This window comes from Phaeobacter piscinae (assembly GCF_002407245.1).
Taxonomy (GTDB): Bacteria; Pseudomonadota; Alphaproteobacteria; order Rhodobacterales; family Rhodobacteraceae; genus Phaeobacter; species Phaeobacter piscinae.
Window position 1 is genome coordinate 2,396,923 of the sequence record NZ_CP010681.1, and the last position, 18,947, is coordinate 2,415,869.

Consider the following 18,947-nt stretch of genomic DNA (forward strand, 5'->3'; position numbering starts at 1 on the left):
AGTGCTGCTGCAGTCAGATGAGAAAACGGGCGGCCACATCGCCGCTCATATAGCTGACCCGACCGCCTGAAAAAGTCGCCGCGATCTGATCGTCAGCGTCAAGGATCACCAGATCAGCGCGCAGCCCTGCCGCCAGGCGCCCCCGATCCTCAAGCCCGAGGATCTTCGCGGGCCCCTCCGACACCAACCGCCAGGCGCCTGCGATATCCAGCAGGCCGGAACGCTCCAGCATCAGCGCGGCCCGGCGCGGGCTGGGATAGTGGTAATCCGACGCAAGCGCATCGCACAGCCCCATGGTAATAAGGTCCAGCGCTGAGGCATTGCCCTTATGCGAGCCGCCCCGCACCACATTGGGTGAGCCAAGGATAACAGCATCGCCTGCGGCTTTGGCCGTCTCTGCGGCCGCCATCGTTTCCGGGAATTCCGAAATCCGCGCACCGCGATCGCGCCACGTGATGCGGTCCCCGGCGCTATGGTCATCATGGCTGCCAAGGCGGACCCCTGCAGCGCCCAGCGTCGCAGCCAGCTTATCAAGTGCGGCGGGCACCTCCGGTCTGCGGGCATGCATATCCTTCAGCATCTGCCAATGAACGTCCGGATTGCGCCCCGCTTTCAGCGCCTGCCCAGTCAGACGCGGCGGTTTTTTCCCCTGTGCCAGCCGGTCATGCGGCAAATGGTCGTTGAACACCACATAAGGCACCTGCCACCGCGCGATCTGAGAGGGCAGCTCATCATAGGCATCCAGCAGATGGATTTCGAACCGCAGTTGTGGAACCAGGTCTGTCACCACCCGGGACCGAGCCGCTTTGATCCCCTCAAACACCTGGCCCGCAAAGTCCGGGCCACGCAGCCCACCTTCCCAGGAATAAAACTGCGCCAGCACAGCCGTGGTGATGCCATTGGCGGCCAGTTCCGCCTCGGCGGCAATCACGCCCTCGGTCATCTGCTTCATCGCGCCACGACGCGGCGCCAGATGACGTTCAAATCCGTCGCCGTGCAAATCCACGATGCCGGGCAATATACGGTAGCCTGACAGATCAATCGCCCGCCCGGCGCGCGCTGTCTGGATCTCACCTCCTGCGAAGGTCAACTCGCCACCGCATTCCAAGCCGTCCGGGCGCAGCACATCTGCCCCGGTCAATGTCAGTTCGAGCGCGCTCATGGCTGTGCCTCCCCTTGCGGCTGATTTCCATCATCACTGCACCGGCCTTGCGCGCAGGCCTCCTCAATCTGTCCCGTGATAGAGTCGAGCCACGTGATATCCGGATCAAAGCGCCCGGCGTCGAGGAAATGCAGCGCCTGCGCGATAACCTGAGGGTTGTTCATCATAAACGTATGGGTGACGGGCAGCACGATGTGATCTACCATCCCCTCCAGATAGGTGCTCTCCACGGAGACTTTGCCATCATCTGCTCCCGGTATGATCGCAGAGAAAATCGGATTAAGCGACAGATCGCCGGCAATCACACCAACGGGGAAACTGGCCGGTGGCAACTGGCTGGGCAGGCTGTCCGCATCCGTCCCCAGCTGCAGGCCAGCGGGGCCGTTCAGAAGGCCAAACACCTCCCAATCGCCCAACTCATCCACCAGCTCACTGCCGTGGTTGGGCGGAGCCAGCATGACCGTGCGACCCAACGCGTCCGGTCGGTGGCTCTGAAGCCAGTGACGCAGCAGGATGGCTCCCATGGAATGGGTGACAAAATGGATACGCTCACCCTCTGAGATGAGGGCTGTGCAGTGCTCAACTGCATCGGGCAGCGTCTCGGCCGCAAGATCCGCCACCGCTTTGTCAGTCGAAGGGTAGCCGGGGATAACGACGTGGACACCGCGCGCCTCAAGCACCTGCCCCATCACCGCCAGCGAGATTTCACTGCGCGCCAGCCCATGCAGCAGAATGGCGCAATCCGCGCGCGCCATGGCTGCGGAGAAACACAAAACCGCGCCCGTCAGCGCAGAGGGGATAAAAGAACGGATCATGGTGTTTCGCGACCTCACTGGGATCATGCAACACTGCACATAGGGCCAAAGCCCTACAACAGGAAGGGTGGACCGCAAATGGGTCTGCTGTGACGCAACGTGTCAGCGCTCCGCCACTGTCTTGCTGTGCGCAGCCGTCCTGCGACCGGGAGCAGACAAGACAACAACGGCGATCCCGCCCAAAATAGCTGCCGACCCGATCACCAATGGAACCGTGATCGCCTCTCCCAGCAGTGCAGCGCCTGCGAGGATTGCAATCACCGGCACGGACAATTGCACCGTTGCCGCCACCGCAGGCGACAATTTGGGGAGCACATGATACCAAAGCGCATAGCCAAGTCCGGAAGTCACCGCCCCTGACAGGACCGCCAGAAGCCCCCCTGTTCGCGTGACCACGATATCGCCACCAAACAGCAGGACCCCCGGCACCATCATCAGGGTTGCCACAGCGAAATTCACTGCTGTCGCCGCAAGCGGCGCCCGCGCCCCGCGCCCCAGCAGACTATACGCCGCCCAACCAAGCCCGCCCAAAGCCATCAACAGCGACGCCCCCAGCGGCGCGGCGGATGCGCCATCGCTGGGCCAGACCACAAACGCAAGCCCGGCCAACGCAATCCCTGCCCCACCGATTTGCCCCCAAGACACCGGGCTGCCACTGAAACTCCCCCAGAGAAACATCGACACCTGCACAACACCAAACAGGATCAAGGCGCCAAGCCCCGCATCAAGATCCTGGTAGGCTACGGAAAACCCGACGATATAGATCGAAAGCGCCGCCGCGCCCCAAAGCGTCTGCCGCAGATCGCGCCGCACCGACAGCCCGCGAAGTATACAAAGCGCAATCAGCGTCACCGCCCCGGAAAACAGTCGCAGCAGACCAAAGCTGGTTGCTTCCATATAGCCCCCACCAATGGCCAACCGGCCCAGAATGGAATTCGCAGCAAAGGCCACCATGGTGAGAGAGACGAGAAAAATCAGACGCATGCGCTAGGGCTACCCTGCCGGGATGCCCGGGACCACTGTTATTTTTGTGTCAGAGGTCCGAGAAGGCCCGTGGGTAAACCAGCTCTGCTTCTGGCACGTCATCGCCCCGGCGCAAGATTAGCGTGGATGCCAATGGATAGGGGCTCTTGAGCTTCTGAGCCCGCTGCCAGCTGAAGCCATACCGGCCATAAAAGGAAGGCTTGCCCAGAACCACAATGGTCTTGGGCACATTGGCCGGCAGTCTTTCAAGTGGAATTTCATAATTGGCTGCCAACTCCTGCAGCATTCGCGAGCCAAACCGCCAAGGTCCGCGGTACATGCCGTCCTTTGGTCCGCCCACAGCCATGTTCGGGTTGCGCTCCGCCAGCCTGCCACCCTGCCATTCCGGCCGCACCGCCATCGGCGCCAGACAGGCCCATCCTTCAGGCGCAGACATCCGGCTCAGCGCAAAATAGCCACCGATCTTTCCATCCCAGGGCTTACGAGACTCAAAAATCATGTCCCCATCGGCCCGCAACTGCCGCACGAGCCGCGCTTCGGCATCAGTCGGGAATGCCGACTTCAGCAACCTATCCACTTCTTCATAGTGTTCTTCGTTGACGCTAGTCGAAAAATCCGGCCCCACAACCATCGCAAACCTCCCGGCAGTCACCTTTCTAAAAATACTCGCGCCGCAGGCAGGTCCGCAAGGCGGGCCTTCGCTGTCCAAAATGAAAAAGGGCCGCCCGAAGGCAGCCCAAATTCCTAACATCATAAGTGGCGGACGTCTGGCAGATTGGCCTATGCGGCCAATCGCCTTTTGTCGTATCCCAAATCCCAACGGGATTTGTGATTACATCATGCCGCCCATGCCGCCCATGCCGCCCATGTCGGGCATGCCGCCGCCTGCCGCCGCGCCTTCTTTGGCGGGCTTGTCAGCAACCATGGCTTCGGTGGTGATCAGAAGGCCAGCAACCGATGCCGCATCTTCCAGAGCGGTGCGGGTCACTTTGGCCGGGTCAATCACGCCGAAGGAGAACATGTCGCCATATTCATCGGTCTGAGCGTTGTAGCCGAAGCTGTTGTCCGCGGATTCGCGGATCTTGCCTGCAACCACGGCACCGTCGACACCTGCGTTTTCAGCGATCTGGCGCAGCGGCGCTTCGATGGCTTTGCGCACGATGGTGATACCGGCGTTCTGGTCAGAGTTTGCACCCTCGACACCGTCCAGTGCCTTACCGGCCTGAACCAGAGCAACACCACCACCAACGATGACGCCTTCCTGCACAGCTGCGCGGGTTGCGTTCAGGGCATCGTCGACGCGGTCTTTACGCTCTTTCACTTCCACTTCGGTCATGCCACCGACGCGGATCACGGCAACACCGCCTGCCAGTTTGGCAACGCGCTCTTGCAGCTTCTCACGGTCATAGTCGGACGTGGTTTCTTCGATCTGGGTGCGGATCTGTGCAACACGTGCTTCGATCTCGGCCTTCTCGCCAGCACCATCGACGATGGTGGTTTCGTCTTTGGTGATTTCGATTTTCTTGGCGGTGCCCAGCATGTCCATGGTGACGGACTCAAGTTTCATGCCCAGATCTTCGGAGATCACCTGACCACCGGTCAGAATTGCGATGTCCTGCAGCATGGCTTTGCGGCGATCGCCGAAGCCCGGCGCCTTGACAGCAGCAATTTTCAGGCCGCCGCGCAGTTTGTTGACAACCAGAGTTGCCAGCGCTTCGCCTTCGACGTCTTCCGCGATGATCAGCAGCGGCTTCTGCGACTGAATCACCTGCTCCAGCAGCGGAACCATGGCTTGCAGCGAGGAGAGTTTCTTCTCGTGCAGCAGGATCATGCAGTCGTCGAGCTCTGCAATCATCTTGTCAGGGTTGGTGACGAAGTAAGGCGACAGGTAACCACGGTCGAACTGCATACCTTCGACAACGGTGGTCTCGGTTTCCAGACCTTTGTTTTCTTCGACGGTGATGACGCCTTCGTTGCCGACTTTCTGCATCGCGTCTGCGATCTGACGGCCGATTTCAGCTTCGCCGTTGGCGGAGATGGTGCCAACCTGCGCAACTTCGTCGCTGTCTTTTACGTCACGGGCCGATGCTTTGATCGCTTCGACAACCTTGGAGGTCGCGAGGTCGATGCCGCGCTTCAGGTCCATCGGGTTCAGGCCAGCAGCAACCTGCTTCAGGCCTTCTTTGACGATGGCTTGCGCCAGCACGGTTGCGGTGGTGGTACCGTCACCGGCTTCGTCGTTGGTGCGGGAAGCAACTTCCTTCACCATCTGGGCGCCCATGTTTTCGAACTTGTCTTCCAGTTCGATTTCCTTTGCCACGGACACGCCATCCTTGGTGATGCGCGGTGCGCCAAAGGATTTGTCCAGAACCACATTGCGGCCTTTGGGGCCCAGGGTCACTTTCACGGCATCAGCCAGAATGTTGACGCCTTTCAGCATACGGTTGCGGGCATCGGTGTCGAATTTGACGTCCTTAGCAGCCATTGTTCACTCTCCTAGAGAAATTCTGTAGTTGTCAGCGGATGGGATCAGAGAAGAATTCGGGAAAACCCGGCATCTTACTCGATGATGCCCATGATGTCGCTTTCTTTCATCATCAGCAGCTCTTCGCCGTCGACGTTGACCTCAGTGCCGGACCATTTGCCGAACAGGATTTTGTCGCCAGCAGACACAGCCATCGCGATCAACTCGCCGCTGTCCTTACGTGCGCCTTCGCCGGTTGCAACGACAACGCCTTCGCTCGGCTTTTCCTTGGCGGAATCAGGAATGATCAGACCACCGGCGGTTTTTTCTTCGCTCTCGGTGCGACGGACCAGCACGCGGTCATGAAGCGGTTTCAGTGCCATCTTTGTAGCTCCTTAAAGGCTCAAAGGTTGTTGTCCCTCCCCCTGCTCCCCGCAGAGGGTGTTAGCACTCAACACGATTGAGTGCTAACGACGGAATAGCTAGGCAGGGTGCGCGCCTCTGTCAACAGGTTGCTTAGGAAATTTTGTGGCAATTTTCGGGCGCGTGCGTCAGCCCTGTTCCCATTCTGACTGGGTCGCCTCGACAGGCCTTGTTGGCTCCCAGCTGTGGGCCCAATGAACCAGGCCTGCCTGGCCTGCCTCCGTCAATTGGTAAATACCTGTCTGCACGCGACTGAACCAGCCGTAGTGATTGCTCGCCATGATCCGCGTCGCTTGCGGGACATTTACCATTTTGGCTACGACCGCCCCTTTGCTTGGCCCGTGCTCGGCCAGATGGGCAGCACAGCGCAGCGCATCCTGACGATAGGCAGTGACAATGCCGTGACGTGTTGCGCCGCCTGCGTTGGGATCGCCCTGAAGGCGTTGGAACTCGCGCAGCAGACGCGTCTGCTTTTTCGCCGACTTGCGTGGCGCATAAGGCCCTGGATCGCATTGCACCTCAACCCGCCCATCCGGCAGCACCGTGATCAGCCCCAATCCCAGACGTCGGCACATCGACAAGTTGTCTTTGAGCATGCGCCGCGCCTGACGTCCCGATGGTTTGGGCACCGCGATATAGACTAGATCGCTCAGCGCAAGCCGTGTGATCGCCTGATGAAACAGGGAGAGTGAAAACCGCAGCTTCAGCTCTACGATGACCGGCGGCTCATCACCGCGACAGGCTACAACGTCAGCGGCGCCGACCTCACCCTTGACGGTGTAGCCCTGGCTTTCGAACAGGGCCTTAACAGGCGGATAGAGCTGATCTTCTCGGTCCATAGCGCGATGGTAGCCGCGACCGCGCCGAAGGAAAAGCAGTTCGCCACGATCGCCTGCCCGGTGCCTTAGATCCCTGCCGGTCAGCGTAGATCTGCACAAACGACATAGCCGCCTTGATCAGTCACCGGTCCGGGGTGACAAGTCTCCGCCCCATGCCTATAAGACGCGCAAAATTCCGGCACCTGCATAGGACACACGTCATGACCACCTTCGTATTCGGCCATAAATCTCCCGACACCGATTCCACCGGCTCCGCGATCATCTGGTCCTGGTACCTGAACCAGATCAAAGGCGTCGACGCCGCGCCGAAACTGCTGGGCGAGCCCAACACCGAGGCGGCCTTCATGCTGCGGCACTGGGGTCTGGATAAGCCGGAGATCATCGCAGACGTCGCCGATGATCAGCCTGTTGTGATCGTCGACACCAACAATCCCGCCGAATTGCCCGCCAATATCAATGGCGCCGATATTCAAGCGATTATTGATCACCACAAGCTGGTTGGCGGCCTGGAAACAAAAGGCCCGATCAACATCCGCATCGAGCCGGTCGCCTGCACCGCGACCATCATGTGGAAGATGATCGGCGCAGATCTGGCCCAGGCCCCGCGTGAGATCAAAGGCGCGATGCTGACCTGTATCCTGAGTGACACGCTGGAGTTCCGCTCCCCCACCACAACCCAGGAAGACAAGGCCGTGGCTTATAGCCTGGCAGAAGATCTGGGCGTGGATATCGCCGCTTATGCTGCCGATATGTTTGCTGCGAAATCCGACGTGTCGGCCTTCTCCGACGCAGAACTCCTGCGGATGGATTCAAAGGAATATGCCGTCGACGGCACCAAGTTCCGCGTCTCCGTTCTGGAAACCACCGCTCCCGGCGTGGTTCTGGATCGCAAGGCGTCCTTGATGGAAACCATGACATCGGTGGCCAAAGAAGACGGTGTCGATCAGGTTCTGCTGTTCGTCGTGGACATCCTGAAGGAAGAGGCCACATTGCTGGTCCCCAATGATCTGGTCCGCAGCCTGGCCTCCAAGAGCTTTGATGCCACAGCCGAGGGCGATACCGTCGTTCTTCCTGGCGTGATGAGCCGTAAAAAACAGATCATCCCCAATTTGGCGATCTGAGGTCGCTGGATCTCAATGCGCTAAGGTTAAGGCGGCTGCCTATTGCTGCCGCAATATGATTGTTGAAATGCGGGGCTTATACCGAGCCCCGCATTTTTTGGTTTCCGAACGATCCCCGCAGAGAGGTCACTGTCAGCAGCGCTCCGCCAGTTTTCCTCGCAGCGGCGAACACCTGTGCCCGGGGTTCCCATGCTGCATCGGGTTGGCAGCCTGCGCCTGAGGTCTTCGACCTCGCATGCCCCTCCCGGCGACCGGGCCAGCCCGCCGTGAAGCTGATATGCAATTGCGCAATCAGGTCAGAAACGGGCTGACTCTTCTTTTGTGCTGCATGACTTGGCCCCATATGCCAACAGCCGCCGCATCTTGCGTGCCTACAGCGACGCGCAAAACCTGCCATGACTATCAAGCGGCTGACCAGCCCACCTTGATATCTGCATCATGTGAAGCGCCTGTATCTGAAGCATTGTATCGCTGAAGTTCATAACCAAGGCGCGCAATATCCGCTGCGCGCCTTGGCCTGATCTGTGTTATGCGAAATTGGCCACCGCATCATCATCCGCCCAGCCGTCACGGTTCCCGGTATCGCCTGTCGACGCAGCGGGTTTCTGCGATGGCGTGCCGTGGCTATTCCATTCATCAATGCCATCGCCTGAAGCAGACCCATGCGCGGAGACCTCGTTATAGTCTTCCCAACGTTCCTCATCCGGATGATCCGCAGCAGCCACTGACGCCGCGCGCGCAGGAGCGGGAGAGGGTCGGCCCTCAGCTCCTCTCGATGACAGCAGGACAAACTGACTGACAATCTGATTGAGCCCATGGGTTTCGTTGTTCATCTTCAGAATGGCCGCCCCGGATTCCTCAACCATTGCGGCGTTCTGCTGGGTCACATTGTCGAGTTGAGCAACACCGATGTTGATCTCGTTCAGCCCTTGCGCCTGTTCTCCCGACTCGGTGGAGATCCCGGAGACCAAGGTGGCGATATTGACCACTTCTCCCACGACCTGAGACAGGGCTTTGCCAGCGCTATCGACCTTTTCAACCCCCTCCTCGACCGTTTTTGTGCTGGCGGTGATCAGTGTTTTGATTTCATTGGCCGCATCAGACGAGCGCTGCGCCAATGCGCGCACTTCAGACGCGACGACCGCGAAGCCGCGCCCAACCTCACCAGCCCGGGCAGCCTCCACACCAGCGTTCAACGCCAGAAGATTGGTCTGGAATGCGATATCGTCAATCACGCCGATGATTTGGGAAATCTGGCTTGAAGAACGCTCGATTTCGTTCATTGCCTCGATCGCCCCCTCAACAACCCGGCCGCTGTTCTCGACGTCTTTACGCGCTGAGTCCACGGCGCCTTCCACGGCTTTGGCGTTATTTGCGGAGTTGTTGACACTGACCGTCATCTCCTCCAGCGCAGCGGCCGTTTCTTCCAGCGTGGCCGCCTGGCTTTCGGTACGGGCCGACATATCTTCGGCACCACCCCGGATTTCATTGGATTGGGTCTGGATCGCTGCACTGGCGTTGACCACTTGCGCCATTACTTCGTTCAGCTTGTCCACGGTTTCATTATAGTTGATCCTGAGCGGATCATAGTCGGACCCAAAGCTCTCATTGATCTGATCGCTGAAATCGCCGGCCGCAAGCCGCTGCAAGCCCCGACGCAACCGGTCGATCACCTTTTCGCTTTCGTCGCGCAGCGCGTTCTGTTTGTCGAGTTCGTCAATGACACGTCCTGACACGCGGTCGATGTCATGGGCAATCTGGCCAAAGTCATCCCCACGCATCCGTTCTTCTACTTTTAGCCCAAAGTCCCCTTCGGCCACTTCCCGCAGGGCTTCGCGCAGACGGCCAATCGGGCGCACGATATTCAAGGTCATTTTACGGGCGTTGTAGACGGTAACAACAATCAACAGCGCAGAGGTTCCAAGCAGCATATAAAGGAGTACTATATCATGGGCCCGTGCGGATTCCGCGGTTTCAATCGCAGCCTCTTCGATCCAATCGCTTAGCGGATGGAGCTTTTTGTTAAGCGCCTTATAGCTCAACTCAAATGCATCAAGCATTGCTTCAGCCGCTACGGGGTCGTCAATGGCCACTTCAGCGATGTTGGTCCCCCGCTCTATAAAAGCCTCGACCTCAGGCACCATGCTCTCAACTTGGGCTAGCGCCTGCGGTGGCAGAGAGTCCCCCTTCAACAACTCGAGATTTTCACGCATCTCTTCACTGGCCTCAACAACCCGGCGGCTCAGTTTATTCTTCTCTTCTATGGTTGCGTGGTCACCTGCGAACACCAGGAAGATCACTTCCGCACGTATTTCCTCATGAAGAAGGTCAGCTTTCAACTCATGCCGAACTGTTTTGGTGACATCAATCTGACGTTCCAACTCCAGCTCGCTTTGCCAGAGGCTGTAGACAGATATCAGAGCAAGCACCAAGATCGTAAAAACCGATACCGCCCCCGAAATCATAAATCGGGTCTTCGTGGAAATAGTTCGTAACATTACAGCACACCTCAAGGTTGAAACTCACTCTCGTTCTACGCGTCGGTTGTTAAAAAACTGGAAATAGGGCCGATCTGGTCAAATACCATCGGCTCTGCCATAGCTTGAGCTACCGGAATCCCATGCGAAAGATCAGCTCATGACCCAGATCATTTCCTCGCTCGCAGAGGTCTCAAAGCAGTACAAAGCCCTGTTCGTCGATCTGTGGGGCTGTGTTCATAACGGAATCACCGCTTATTCAGAAGCAGTCGCAGCGCTGCAGGCCTATCGTAAAGACGGCGGCATTGTTGTGCTGCTGACCAACTCCCCCAAACCCCGCGCCGGGGTTGCGGCCCAGCTGGGCGACTTTGGTGTGCCGGGTGATGCCTATGACACCATTGCCACCTCGGGTGACTCTGCTCGGGCCGCGATGTTCAATGGTGCGGTCGGAAGCAAAGTCTATTTCATGGGCGAATGGGAGCGCGACGCCGGGTTCTTTGAACCCTTGAAAATGCTGGACGATCCGATTGACGTTGTCCGGGTGCCGCTCAAAGAGGCTGAAGGCATCGTCTGCTGCGGTCCCTTTGACACCCAGGCGGACCCTGACGTGAACCGTCCCGACTTTCTCTATGCCAAGCAGATGGGGTTGAAGCTGCTCTGCGCGAACCCCGACATCGTGGTCGATCGCGGCGAAACCCGCGAGTGGTGCGCCGGTGCGCTGGCCCGCCTTTACACCGAAATGGGCGGTGAGAGCCTCTATTTCGGCAAACCCCATCCGCCGATCTATGATCTGGCGCGGCGGCGTCTGGCGGAACTGGGTCAGGACATCGCCGACCGCGACATTCTGGCGATCGGCGATGGGCCGCATACTGATGTCGCCGGCGCCATGGGGGAGGGCCTGGACTCACTGTTCATCACAGGTGGACTTGCCGCAAAAGAGACCCAAACCGATCACCAACCGGATGAAACCGCGCTAACCCAATATTTGGAAAAGGAAAATTCCGCGCCGACCTATTCCATAGGCAAATTGCGCTAAGCCAGAAAACACTTGCTTTTCTGCGGTTGCGAAGTAATAAAGTTGCCGTAACGAGTTAATATTTGCTCGATTGTTTCCGATGCACACCAGGCGGACCGCCAAAAAAACAATCGACTGCAAATCTACGGCAACCGGGAGAGGCACATGTTGGACAATTTTCCACGCGGGACCATCTGCATTGAAGATATCGAAATGGGGATGGTCCGCTATCTGCGCAAAGAGGTGACAGATAAGGACATCGAGATGTTCGCCGAAGTCTCGACCGATCATAATCCCGTGCACCTGGACGAGGATTACGCCCAGGACACCATGTTTCAGGGGCGCATTGCCCATGGGATGCTGACAGCCGGGCTGATCTCTGCGGTGATCGGCGAGCAGCTGCCCGGCCATGGCACGATCTACATGAGCCAGTCGCTGAAGTTCCTCGCCCCCGTGCGCCCCGGCGATCTGGTTCTGGCGGAGGTCGAAGTCACTGGCATCGAAATCGACAAGCGGCGGGTCAAGCTGGATTGCCGCTGCATGGTCGATGGCAAGAAGGTGTTGGTCGGTGAGGCCATGGTGATGGCGCCGTCCCGCAAGTTTGACTGAGCCAAGGCGGCCCCGCAGCAACCGGCACCAACCCGCGGCATGGCTCTTGCAAGCGCGCGTCGGCGCGGCTAGGCAGTGGCCATGCGCATTATCCGTGACTTTCAATTCGTAGATCCAAAGGATCGTGGAGCCGTCGCCGCCATCGGCAATTTCGATGGTGTTCATCGCGGCCATCAATCGGTCATCGACCTGGCCCGCGAGGCAGAGCCGCAAGCGCCGCTGGGGGTGATGACATTTGAGCCGCACCCACGTGAGTTCTTTGCCCCGGAGGCCCCACCGTTCCGGCTGATGTCAGCCGAGGCGCGCGCGTCGCGGCTGGAAAAACTGGGAGTCGAGCGCCTCTATCAGCTGAACTTCAACGCGGCGCTGTCTGGCCTCACGCCCGAAGCTTTTGCACGCAAGGTCATCGCTGACGGGTTGGGGCTGCGGCATGTGGTTGTCGGCTCCGACTTCTGTTTCGGCAAGGGGCGTGCGGGCACCGCCGAGGATCTCAAACGCTTTGGTGAGGATATGGGGTTTGGCGTGACTATCGCCCCGCTGATGGAATACTCCGAGGACACAGTGTCCTCCACCGCCATTCGCTGCGCATTGAGTGACGGACGCCCGCGGGATGCCGCCAACATGCTGGGCCATTGGCACCGGATTGAGGGCGAAGTGATCGGCGGCGAACAGCGCGGCCGCGAATTGGGCTATCCCACCGCGAATATGTCCATCGACGGGCTGCATCAGCCTGCCTTTGGCGTCTATGCGGTGCTGGTTGACGTGCTGGATGGGCCGCATCAGGGCAGTTATCACGGGGCGGCCTCTGTTGGTGTGCGCCCGATGTTTGACGGCAGCCATCCCAACATCGAAACCTTCCTGTTTGATTTCACCGGCAACCTCTATGGTGCGACGCTGTCTGTCGGTCTGGTAGAATACCTGCGCCCGGAAATGACCTTTGACGGGCTCGACGGGTTGCTGGCACAGATGGACGCGGATTGTACACAGGCGCGCAGCCTTTTGGCGGCCCTATGAGCGACGGTATTGATCGCAACGGACTGGCCAAACGGTTCTGGGAAAAGAAACCACTGGCGAAGCTGAACAACCGTGAGTGGGAGGCGCTTTGTGACGGCTGTGGCAAGTGCTGCCTCAACAAGCTGGAGGACGAGGACAGCGGCGAGGTTGCGCTGACCCGTGTTGCCTGCCGCCTGCTGGATGATGCCACCTGCCGCTGTGCCCACTATGAGAACCGCCACCAGTTTGTTCCAGAATGTATCGTGCTGAAACCGGACAATCTGGACACGCACGCCTATTGGATGCCGCAGACCTGCGCCTATCGCCTGCTGTGGGAGGGCAACCCCCTGCCCGACTGGCATCCGTTGATCACCGGCGATCCGGCCAGCGTGCATGAGGCGGGTGTCTCGGTGCGCGGCTGGACCGTTTCCGAATTCGACACCCCTGAAGAAGACTGGGAAGAGCATATTATCGAGGAGCCGCTCTAAATGCATTTCGCCTCTGACAATTCTGGCCCGGCCAATCCCGAAATCCTTGCAGCGCTGAATGCCGCGAACACCGGCTACGCCATGGGCTATGGCGCTGATGAGGAGATGGCCAAGGTCACGGCCCGCATTCGCGAGATCTTTGAAGCACCGGAGGCTGCCGTCTATCTGGTGGCAACCGGCACGGCGGCCAATGTGCTGGCGCTGTCAACTCTGTCGCAGCCTTGGCAGACGCTGTTTTGCAGCGCCCCCGCCCATATCAATATGGACGAATGCAACGCGCCGGAGTTCTACACCGGCGGCGCCAAGCTGACGCTGGTCACAGCAGCCGACAAGATGACTCCCGCCAATCTGCGCGCTGCGATTGAGGGCGAGGAAACCCGTGGCGTACACGGGCCGCAACGCGGACCGGTCTCGATCACCCAGGTGACGGAATTCGGCACGGTCTACACAGTGGATGAGCTGGCGGCCCTTGGCGATGTGGTCACATCCTATGGCCTAGCAATGCATCTGGACGGGGCGCGTTTTACCAACGCGCTGGTCTCTCTCGGCTGCTCCCCGGCGGAGATGACATGGAAAGCAGGCGTCGATGCGGTCTCTTTTGGCGGCACCAAGAACGGCTGCATGGGCGTCGAGGCGGTGATCTTCTTCGATCCGGCAAAGGCCCAGGAGTTCGAATATCGCCGCAAACGCGGCGCGCATCTGTTCTCCAAACACCGCTATCTGTCGGCGCAGATGCTGGCCTATCTGACCGACGATCTGTGGCTGAGAAACGCCCGTGCCGCCAATGCAAAAGCCGCGCGTCTGGCGACAGGGTTGCGCAATGCCGGGGCCCATTTCAGTCATGAACCGCAGGCCAATATGATCTTTGCCACGCTGCCCCGCGCGACCCATCAGCGGCTGTTCGATGCGGGCGCTGTCTATCATCTCTGGGACGGAACCCTGGACGGCGCCGCAAAGGAAGAGCTCACAGCGCGCTTTGTCTGTGACTGGTCGATCGGCGACGATCAGATCGACGCGTTTCTGGCGCTGCTGTAGATCATATCCTGAGGGCGGCGGTTCCAACGGCTGCCTTCAGACTGCTGCGACCGAGGCCAAAGACATCGCGCCCACGACGCTCTCACGGTTGAGAAAATGCCGGGCCATGTCGCCCGCAAACCCGGTCTTGCGGTAACCGACACCCACCACCCGCGACACCGGGTCGATGTCCGAAATGTCACGCAACATAATGCCACGATGGGCCTCACCATGGGACATCGGCATTAGCGCCACCCCCAATCCGGCGGCCACCAGATCCATCAGCTGGGCATCATGGATCGCGCTGGCCGCCACCCGCAGCCCCGCCAATGCCGCCTCCCCCTGCGCCAGCGAAGTCTGAAAGCGATCGGCGCTGGGACAATAAGGGCGCGCAATCAGCGCCTCCCCGGCCATATCGGCGAGGGTCAGCTTTGCCTTCGCCAACAGCGGATGCGCGCAGTGAAGCGCAAGGCCGTAACGCTCCTGCCAGAGCGGGTGATACCCGCAGCCACGCGGCAGGCAGCTTTCGGCGACAAACTGCAGATCGGCCTGCAGCGCATCATCGGTGAATTGCAACTGCGCCCGCGGCACCGCACGGCGGATCCGGGCCAACCCGGTCTCAAACGGCGCCATCATCACATCAGGCGCGCAGTACACACGTACCATACGCGCCACATGGCCTTTCAGCCGCGCTTCAAGCTGGCTCACCTGTGCCAGAACACCCCCGGCCTGGCTGTACAGCTCATGGCCGAGCGCGGTTGGCGTCAGCCCATCCCTGCTGCGGTGAAACAGTGGCCCGTCATAGCGATCTTCAAGCCGGGCAATCGCGGCAGAGACCGATGGCTGGCGTACATCGCAGGCGCGAGCTGCAGCGCTAAAGGTTCCCAATTCATAGGCGGCGCGAAAGTACCGAAGCGGTGTGAGATCATCCATAGTTCAAAACTATACCAAGGATAGATCGCAGAGCAATTCCCTATACTCGACTTATTTGCGATCCTGACTTCACACCCAACAGGAGAACACCATGTCCGCAACCAATCTGGCCACCGCCGCCGGTACCGACACCACATCGCAACCTGCCATCGAGCAATTGCTCCGGCTGTTTGAAGCAGGCGATCCAGCTCTGATGGGCTTTATCGCGCCGGACATTGATTTCCGCATTGACCACTACCGCGACAGCGACGGTGTCGACGTCAGCTGGCAACAGGCCACGGATATTGAAGGCTTCGGCGTGATCCTGTCCCGGCTTGGGCCGGAGGTGTTTCCCCAGGGCACCAAAATTGTCGGGCTAAGCTCACAGGATCTGGGCGATGGCTGGTACAACACCCGCTTTCATCAACGCTATCACTATGCTGTGCGTGGCCGCATGGTGGAAAGCGTCACCTTCATCCTGTCGCATCAGGCAGATGGCAAAATTGACTATTTTCGCGAAACCGTCACCACGGTGAACGACATCTGACCCCACCCTCTCGCCACAGGACCCTCAGAAACGCAAAGCCGAGGCGCAGTGCCGCCTCGGCTTTCTCTGGTCAGACAGCCCCGGCAAAGGACATGATGGATAGCTTAGACCTCAGCGGGTGCCGGTATGACCTCCGGCCAGAACCCCTGCAGCAGCGCGGCGGTTTCAGCAGGATGGGTGATCGGCAGCATATGTCCGGCGCTGTCAATTCGGCGGCAGGTCACATCCGGCAGCCGTGCAGCCAGCGCACGAATGACCTCATGCATAATGGGCTGGCTCTTACCGCCATCAATCAGCAGACAGGGCATCGTCACGCGCGCCAGCTTCTCCGGTGTCAGCACCCCCAGCATATCCTCATAGACTTGTGTATCGCAGGCCATCACGGCTGGAAAACTGCGCACCATAGCGTCCCGGGCGCTTTCGGGCAGATCGTTCCATTTTGGATGGCCCGCCCCCCACGCCCGGTTGAACAGCCGTGTCGCATGTTCAACGTCGCCGTTCAGATATGTTTCGCGCACCGTCATGTGATCCCTGCGCAGCGCCTCCAGCGCCTCGGGGTCGGTGGTCTCCGCTGCGCTCACCAGCGAGAAGAAAACCGGCTCAACCATCACCAGCGAGCGCACCAGATCCGGGCGCATCTGGGCCATTGCCAGAACGACCGTGGCACCAAAAGAATGGCCGATCAGATCAATCGGACCGTCTTTGGCGAGGTTTTCAGCCTCAATCAGAGCCAGCCCAGCCTCGGCGTTGCGCAGTTGCAGCAATCCCTCGCCGTCCCAGTCCGGGCTTCGGCCGTGGGACAACATGTCAAAACTGGAGACCATCACCTGTTCTTCCAGAATGGTCGCCAATCCGCGCCAGGCACCCGAATGCGCAAGCGAACAATGAACGGCCACCACCGTTCTGGGGCCACATCCAAAAACACGGCTGGCGACATGCTGCGCAAGCCCGGTAGACATCGCCCCCATCATTGCCACGCTGTTGTAACGGTTAGGCCTCTCACAACCATCGTCATTATCTGCCGTTCCTCCCTGCAACCCCAGCAGGTTTCCCCTGCTCTGACGTTCGCCACCACGGGCCTGTTCTCCCGCATTAAATCTAGGCGCGAGGGTACGCCCATGCTAAGCGGGGTTCAACATCACGAATCTGTCACACTGCCATTGCTGCCTGGGGATAACAGCCAATGCCGACCTTGAACGAACCCAAGCTAATTGCTGGGAACGCCAATCTTCCGCTTGCCGAAACCATTACCCGCCGCATGTCGATGCACCGCGGTGTCGATCAGGGCCTCGTTGATGCCCGGGTCGAGCGGTTCAATGACGGCGAGATCTTCGTCGAAGTCTATGAGAACGTCCGCGGCGAGGACATGTTCATCATTCAGCCGACCTCAAACCCGGCCAATGATAACCTGATGGAGCTGTTGATCATCGCTGATGCACTGCGCCGGTCTTCGGCCCAGCGTATCACCGCAGTGATCCCGTATTTCGGCTACGCCCGTCAGGATCGCCGCACCAAGGCGCGCACCCCGATTTCAGCCAAGCTGGTTGCCAATATGCTGACCGGAGCGGGCATCGAACGGGTGCTGACCATGGATCTGCATGCCGCTCAAATTCAGGGTTTCTTTGATATCCCGGTCGACAATCTCTATGCCTCGCCGATCTTTGCGCTGGATGTGAAAAACCAGTTCAAGGACAGCATGGACGAGATTATGGTGGTCTCGCCCGACGTCGGCGGCGTGGCCCGCGCGCGCGAGCTGGCCAAGCGGATCAATGCACCGCTCTCGATCGTGGACAAACGCCGCGAAAAGGCAGGCGAAGTGGCCGAGATGACTGTGATTGGCGATGTGACCGATAAGATCTGTCTCATCATCGACGACATGTGCGACACCGCCGGCACCCTCTGCAAGGCCGCTCAGGTCCTGCTCGACAATGGCGCCAAGGAAGTTCACGCCTATATCACCCACGGCGTCATGAGTGGCCCCGCAGTGGAGCGCGTCAGCAACTCGGTGATGAAATCGCTGGTGCTGACCGATACTATTCAGCCGACCGAAGCGGTTCTCGGCGCGCCAAATATCCGCATCCTGCCGACGGCGCCCCTGTTCACTCAGGCGATCCTCAACATTTGGCACGGCACCTCGGTGTCCTCTCTGTTTGAGGATAAGACACTGGTCCCGATCTACGAATCGCTGTCGCGCAACGGCTAAGCCGCGCGCGCAAACTCTGAGAAATTGGACCCCACGCCCGGCACCCGGCGCGTGGGGTTTTTCGTGGCGCTCCCCTCCCTGTCTCCACCCTCCTAGAATTGCTATACTGCGACACATCGCAATGCGGAAGGGAGCGGCATGGAACACTATCAGGGGGGGTGCCTGTGCGGGGCCGTCAGAATCACCACATCCGGTCCGCCGCTCAGGGTTGGGATCTGCCACTGCCGGAACTGCCGTAGACATCACGGGGCACTGTTTTACGCAGCCGCGATTTTTCCCGCGCAGGCGGTCCACGTTGAAGGCAGGCCACACCACTATAAGGGGCGCCATTTCTGCGGTACCTGCGGGTCGTCCGTCTTTGCCCAAACCGGGGATGAAATCGAGTGTCATCTGGGCAGCCTGGACAACACAAACGGCCTGACGCCTGACTATGAGGTCTGGTGCCGCCGCCGCGAGGACTGGTTGCCGCAGTTCACGGGCACAGCCTGCCACGACAGGGACAGAGACGGCGACTAGAGCCGCCTAAGGCACGTCCCAGTCATCTGCAAAGGGCAAGCTGCCAATCGCTAGCCAAGCGGCGCGAATACGCGCGATACGGCTGTCGTTCCAGGTGCGGAAGACCACATCAAACCCCTCTGTGGTGATGCTATCGGCAACCAGCTCAGCCCGGATCGCCGCGCCGGAATCAATGTCCATCAGCGAACTGGAAAGATGCACCGCAGGCAGCTCGGCAAAGGGCTCAGAAAACCGCACGCTGCGCCGCCGCTCCCGGAGGCCCGCCCCGGTCCACATGGTGCCGCCATTCTCAAACTCCGAGAAAATCTCGATGTCGCCCTGATCCACCCCAAGTCTGGGGCTGTGTACCCGTTTCATACTGCGTG

The 18,947-nt window shown here is 59.6% G+C and carries 20 protein-coding genes; 9 read left to right on the forward strand and 11 right to left on the reverse strand.

The window, feature by feature from the left end:
• Positions 1 to 13: 13 nt before the first annotated feature.
• The 7 genes from phaeop14_RS11270 to phaeop14_RS11300 all read right to left on the reverse strand — a co-directional run bounded on the left by phaeop14_RS11270 (position 14) and on the right by phaeop14_RS11300 (position 6,687).
• Positions 14 to 1,162: an alpha-D-ribose 1-methylphosphonate 5-triphosphate diphosphatase gene (locus phaeop14_RS11270; protein WP_096789577.1), complete on the reverse strand. Its 1,149-nt coding sequence runs from the start codon at positions 1,160 to 1,162 to the stop codon at positions 14 to 16.
• On the reverse strand, positions 1,159 to 1,977 hold the full coding sequence (locus phaeop14_RS11275) for a lipase family protein (RefSeq protein ID WP_096789578.1): 819 nt from the start codon (positions 1,975 to 1,977) through the stop codon (positions 1,159 to 1,161). The genes phaeop14_RS11270 and phaeop14_RS11275 overlap by 4 nt, the downstream gene beginning before the upstream one ends.
• A gap of 102 nt (positions 1,978 to 2,079) precedes the next feature.
• Positions 2,080 to 2,961 carry a DMT family transporter gene (locus tag phaeop14_RS11280; RefSeq protein ID WP_096789579.1) on the reverse strand — a complete coding sequence of 294 codons (882 nt, stop codon included), beginning with the start codon at positions 2,959 to 2,961 and terminating at the stop codon, positions 2,080 to 2,082.
• A gap of 49 nt (positions 2,962 to 3,010) precedes the next feature.
• A complete protein-coding gene (locus phaeop14_RS11285; protein WP_244905833.1) occupies positions 3,011 to 3,592 on the reverse strand; it encodes a GNAT family N-acetyltransferase in 582 nt (193 codons plus the stop codon).
• 201 nt (positions 3,593 to 3,793) lie between these two features.
• The gene (groL, locus tag phaeop14_RS11290) at positions 3,794 to 5,446 is read right to left on the reverse strand and encodes a chaperonin GroEL (protein WP_040173917.1); all 1,653 of its coding nucleotides are present in this window, start codon (positions 5,444 to 5,446) and stop codon (positions 3,794 to 3,796) included.
• A 74-nt stretch (positions 5,447 to 5,520) separates the two neighbouring features.
• Positions 5,521 to 5,808 carry a co-chaperone GroES gene (locus tag phaeop14_RS11295; RefSeq protein WP_024096377.1) on the reverse strand — a complete coding sequence of 96 codons (288 nt, stop codon included), beginning with the start codon at positions 5,806 to 5,808 and terminating at the stop codon, positions 5,521 to 5,523.
• 168 nt (positions 5,809 to 5,976) lie between these two features.
• Entirely contained in the window at positions 5,977 to 6,687 is a 711-nt protein-coding gene (locus phaeop14_RS11300; protein WP_040173915.1) for a DUF2161 domain-containing phosphodiesterase, read from the reverse strand.
• A 200-nt stretch (positions 6,688 to 6,887) separates the two neighbouring features.
• Between phaeop14_RS11300 and phaeop14_RS11305 the strand changes: the two genes are divergently transcribed.
• Entirely contained in the window at positions 6,888 to 7,808 is a 921-nt protein-coding gene (locus phaeop14_RS11305) for a manganese-dependent inorganic pyrophosphatase (protein WP_096789581.1), read from the forward strand.
• Between the two features lie 527 nt (positions 7,809 to 8,335).
• Here phaeop14_RS11305 and phaeop14_RS11310 read toward each other — a convergent pair.
• Positions 8,336 to 10,306, reverse strand: coding sequence for a methyl-accepting chemotaxis protein (locus tag phaeop14_RS11310; RefSeq protein ID WP_096789582.1), 1,971 nt, complete (start codon positions 10,304 to 10,306; stop codon positions 8,336 to 8,338).
• Between the two features lie 139 nt (positions 10,307 to 10,445).
• Here phaeop14_RS11310 and phaeop14_RS11315 point away from each other — a divergent pair, with 139 nt between their 5' ends.
• The 5 genes from phaeop14_RS11315 (at position 10,446) to phaeop14_RS11335 (ending at position 14,425) form a co-directional block, all read left to right on the forward strand.
• A complete protein-coding gene (locus tag phaeop14_RS11315; protein WP_040180249.1) occupies positions 10,446 to 11,321 on the forward strand; it encodes a TIGR01459 family HAD-type hydrolase in 876 nt (291 codons plus the stop codon).
• Positions 11,322 to 11,465: 144 nt separating this feature from the next.
• Positions 11,466 to 11,909 (forward strand): MaoC family dehydratase, encoded by a 444-nt coding sequence (locus tag phaeop14_RS11320; RefSeq protein ID WP_024096372.1) that lies wholly within the window; start codon positions 11,466 to 11,468, stop codon positions 11,907 to 11,909.
• Between the two features lie 81 nt (positions 11,910 to 11,990).
• Entirely contained in the window at positions 11,991 to 12,923 is a 933-nt protein-coding gene (locus phaeop14_RS11325) for a bifunctional riboflavin kinase/FAD synthetase (protein WP_096789583.1), read from the forward strand.
• Positions 12,920 to 13,390, forward strand: coding sequence for a YcgN family cysteine cluster protein (locus phaeop14_RS11330; RefSeq protein ID WP_040173908.1), 471 nt, complete (start codon positions 12,920 to 12,922; stop codon positions 13,388 to 13,390). The genes phaeop14_RS11325 and phaeop14_RS11330 overlap by 4 nt, the downstream gene beginning before the upstream one ends.
• Positions 13,391 to 14,425 (forward strand): threonine aldolase family protein, encoded by a 1,035-nt coding sequence (locus tag phaeop14_RS11335; RefSeq protein ID WP_096789584.1) that lies wholly within the window; start codon positions 13,391 to 13,393, stop codon positions 14,423 to 14,425.
• 36 nt (positions 14,426 to 14,461) lie between these two features.
• Here phaeop14_RS11335 and phaeop14_RS11340 read toward each other — a convergent pair whose 3' ends face one another.
• Entirely contained in the window at positions 14,462 to 15,337 is an 876-nt protein-coding gene (locus tag phaeop14_RS11340; RefSeq protein WP_096789585.1) for a LysR family transcriptional regulator, read from the reverse strand.
• A gap of 91 nt (positions 15,338 to 15,428) precedes the next feature.
• Between phaeop14_RS11340 and phaeop14_RS11345 the strand changes: the two genes are divergently transcribed.
• Positions 15,429 to 15,863: a hypothetical protein gene (locus tag phaeop14_RS11345; protein WP_096789586.1), complete on the forward strand. Its 435-nt coding sequence runs from the start codon at positions 15,429 to 15,431 to the stop codon at positions 15,861 to 15,863.
• A gap of 104 nt (positions 15,864 to 15,967) precedes the next feature.
• On the opposite strand, the gene phaeop14_RS11350 is transcribed toward phaeop14_RS11345, so the two are convergent.
• Complete coding sequence (locus tag phaeop14_RS11350; protein ID WP_096790295.1) at positions 15,968 to 16,831, reverse strand: alpha/beta fold hydrolase; 864 nt, start codon at positions 16,829 to 16,831, stop codon at positions 15,968 to 15,970.
• Positions 16,832 to 17,046: 215 nt separating this feature from the next.
• Between phaeop14_RS11350 and phaeop14_RS11355 the strand changes: the two genes are divergently transcribed.
• Positions 17,047 to 18,066, forward strand: coding sequence for a ribose-phosphate pyrophosphokinase (locus phaeop14_RS11355; RefSeq protein WP_040173904.1), 1,020 nt, complete (start codon positions 17,047 to 17,049; stop codon positions 18,064 to 18,066).
• A 138-nt stretch (positions 18,067 to 18,204) separates the two neighbouring features.
• The gene (locus phaeop14_RS11360; protein WP_096789587.1) at positions 18,205 to 18,582 is read left to right on the forward strand and encodes a GFA family protein; all 378 of its coding nucleotides are present in this window, start codon (positions 18,205 to 18,207) and stop codon (positions 18,580 to 18,582) included.
• Positions 18,583 to 18,588: 6 nt separating this feature from the next.
• Here phaeop14_RS11360 and phaeop14_RS11365 read toward each other — a convergent pair whose 3' ends face one another.
• A complete protein-coding gene (locus tag phaeop14_RS11365) occupies positions 18,589 to 18,939 on the reverse strand; it encodes an H-type lectin domain-containing protein (RefSeq protein WP_096789588.1) in 351 nt (116 codons plus the stop codon).
• Between the last annotated feature and the right edge of the window lie 8 nt (positions 18,940 to 18,947).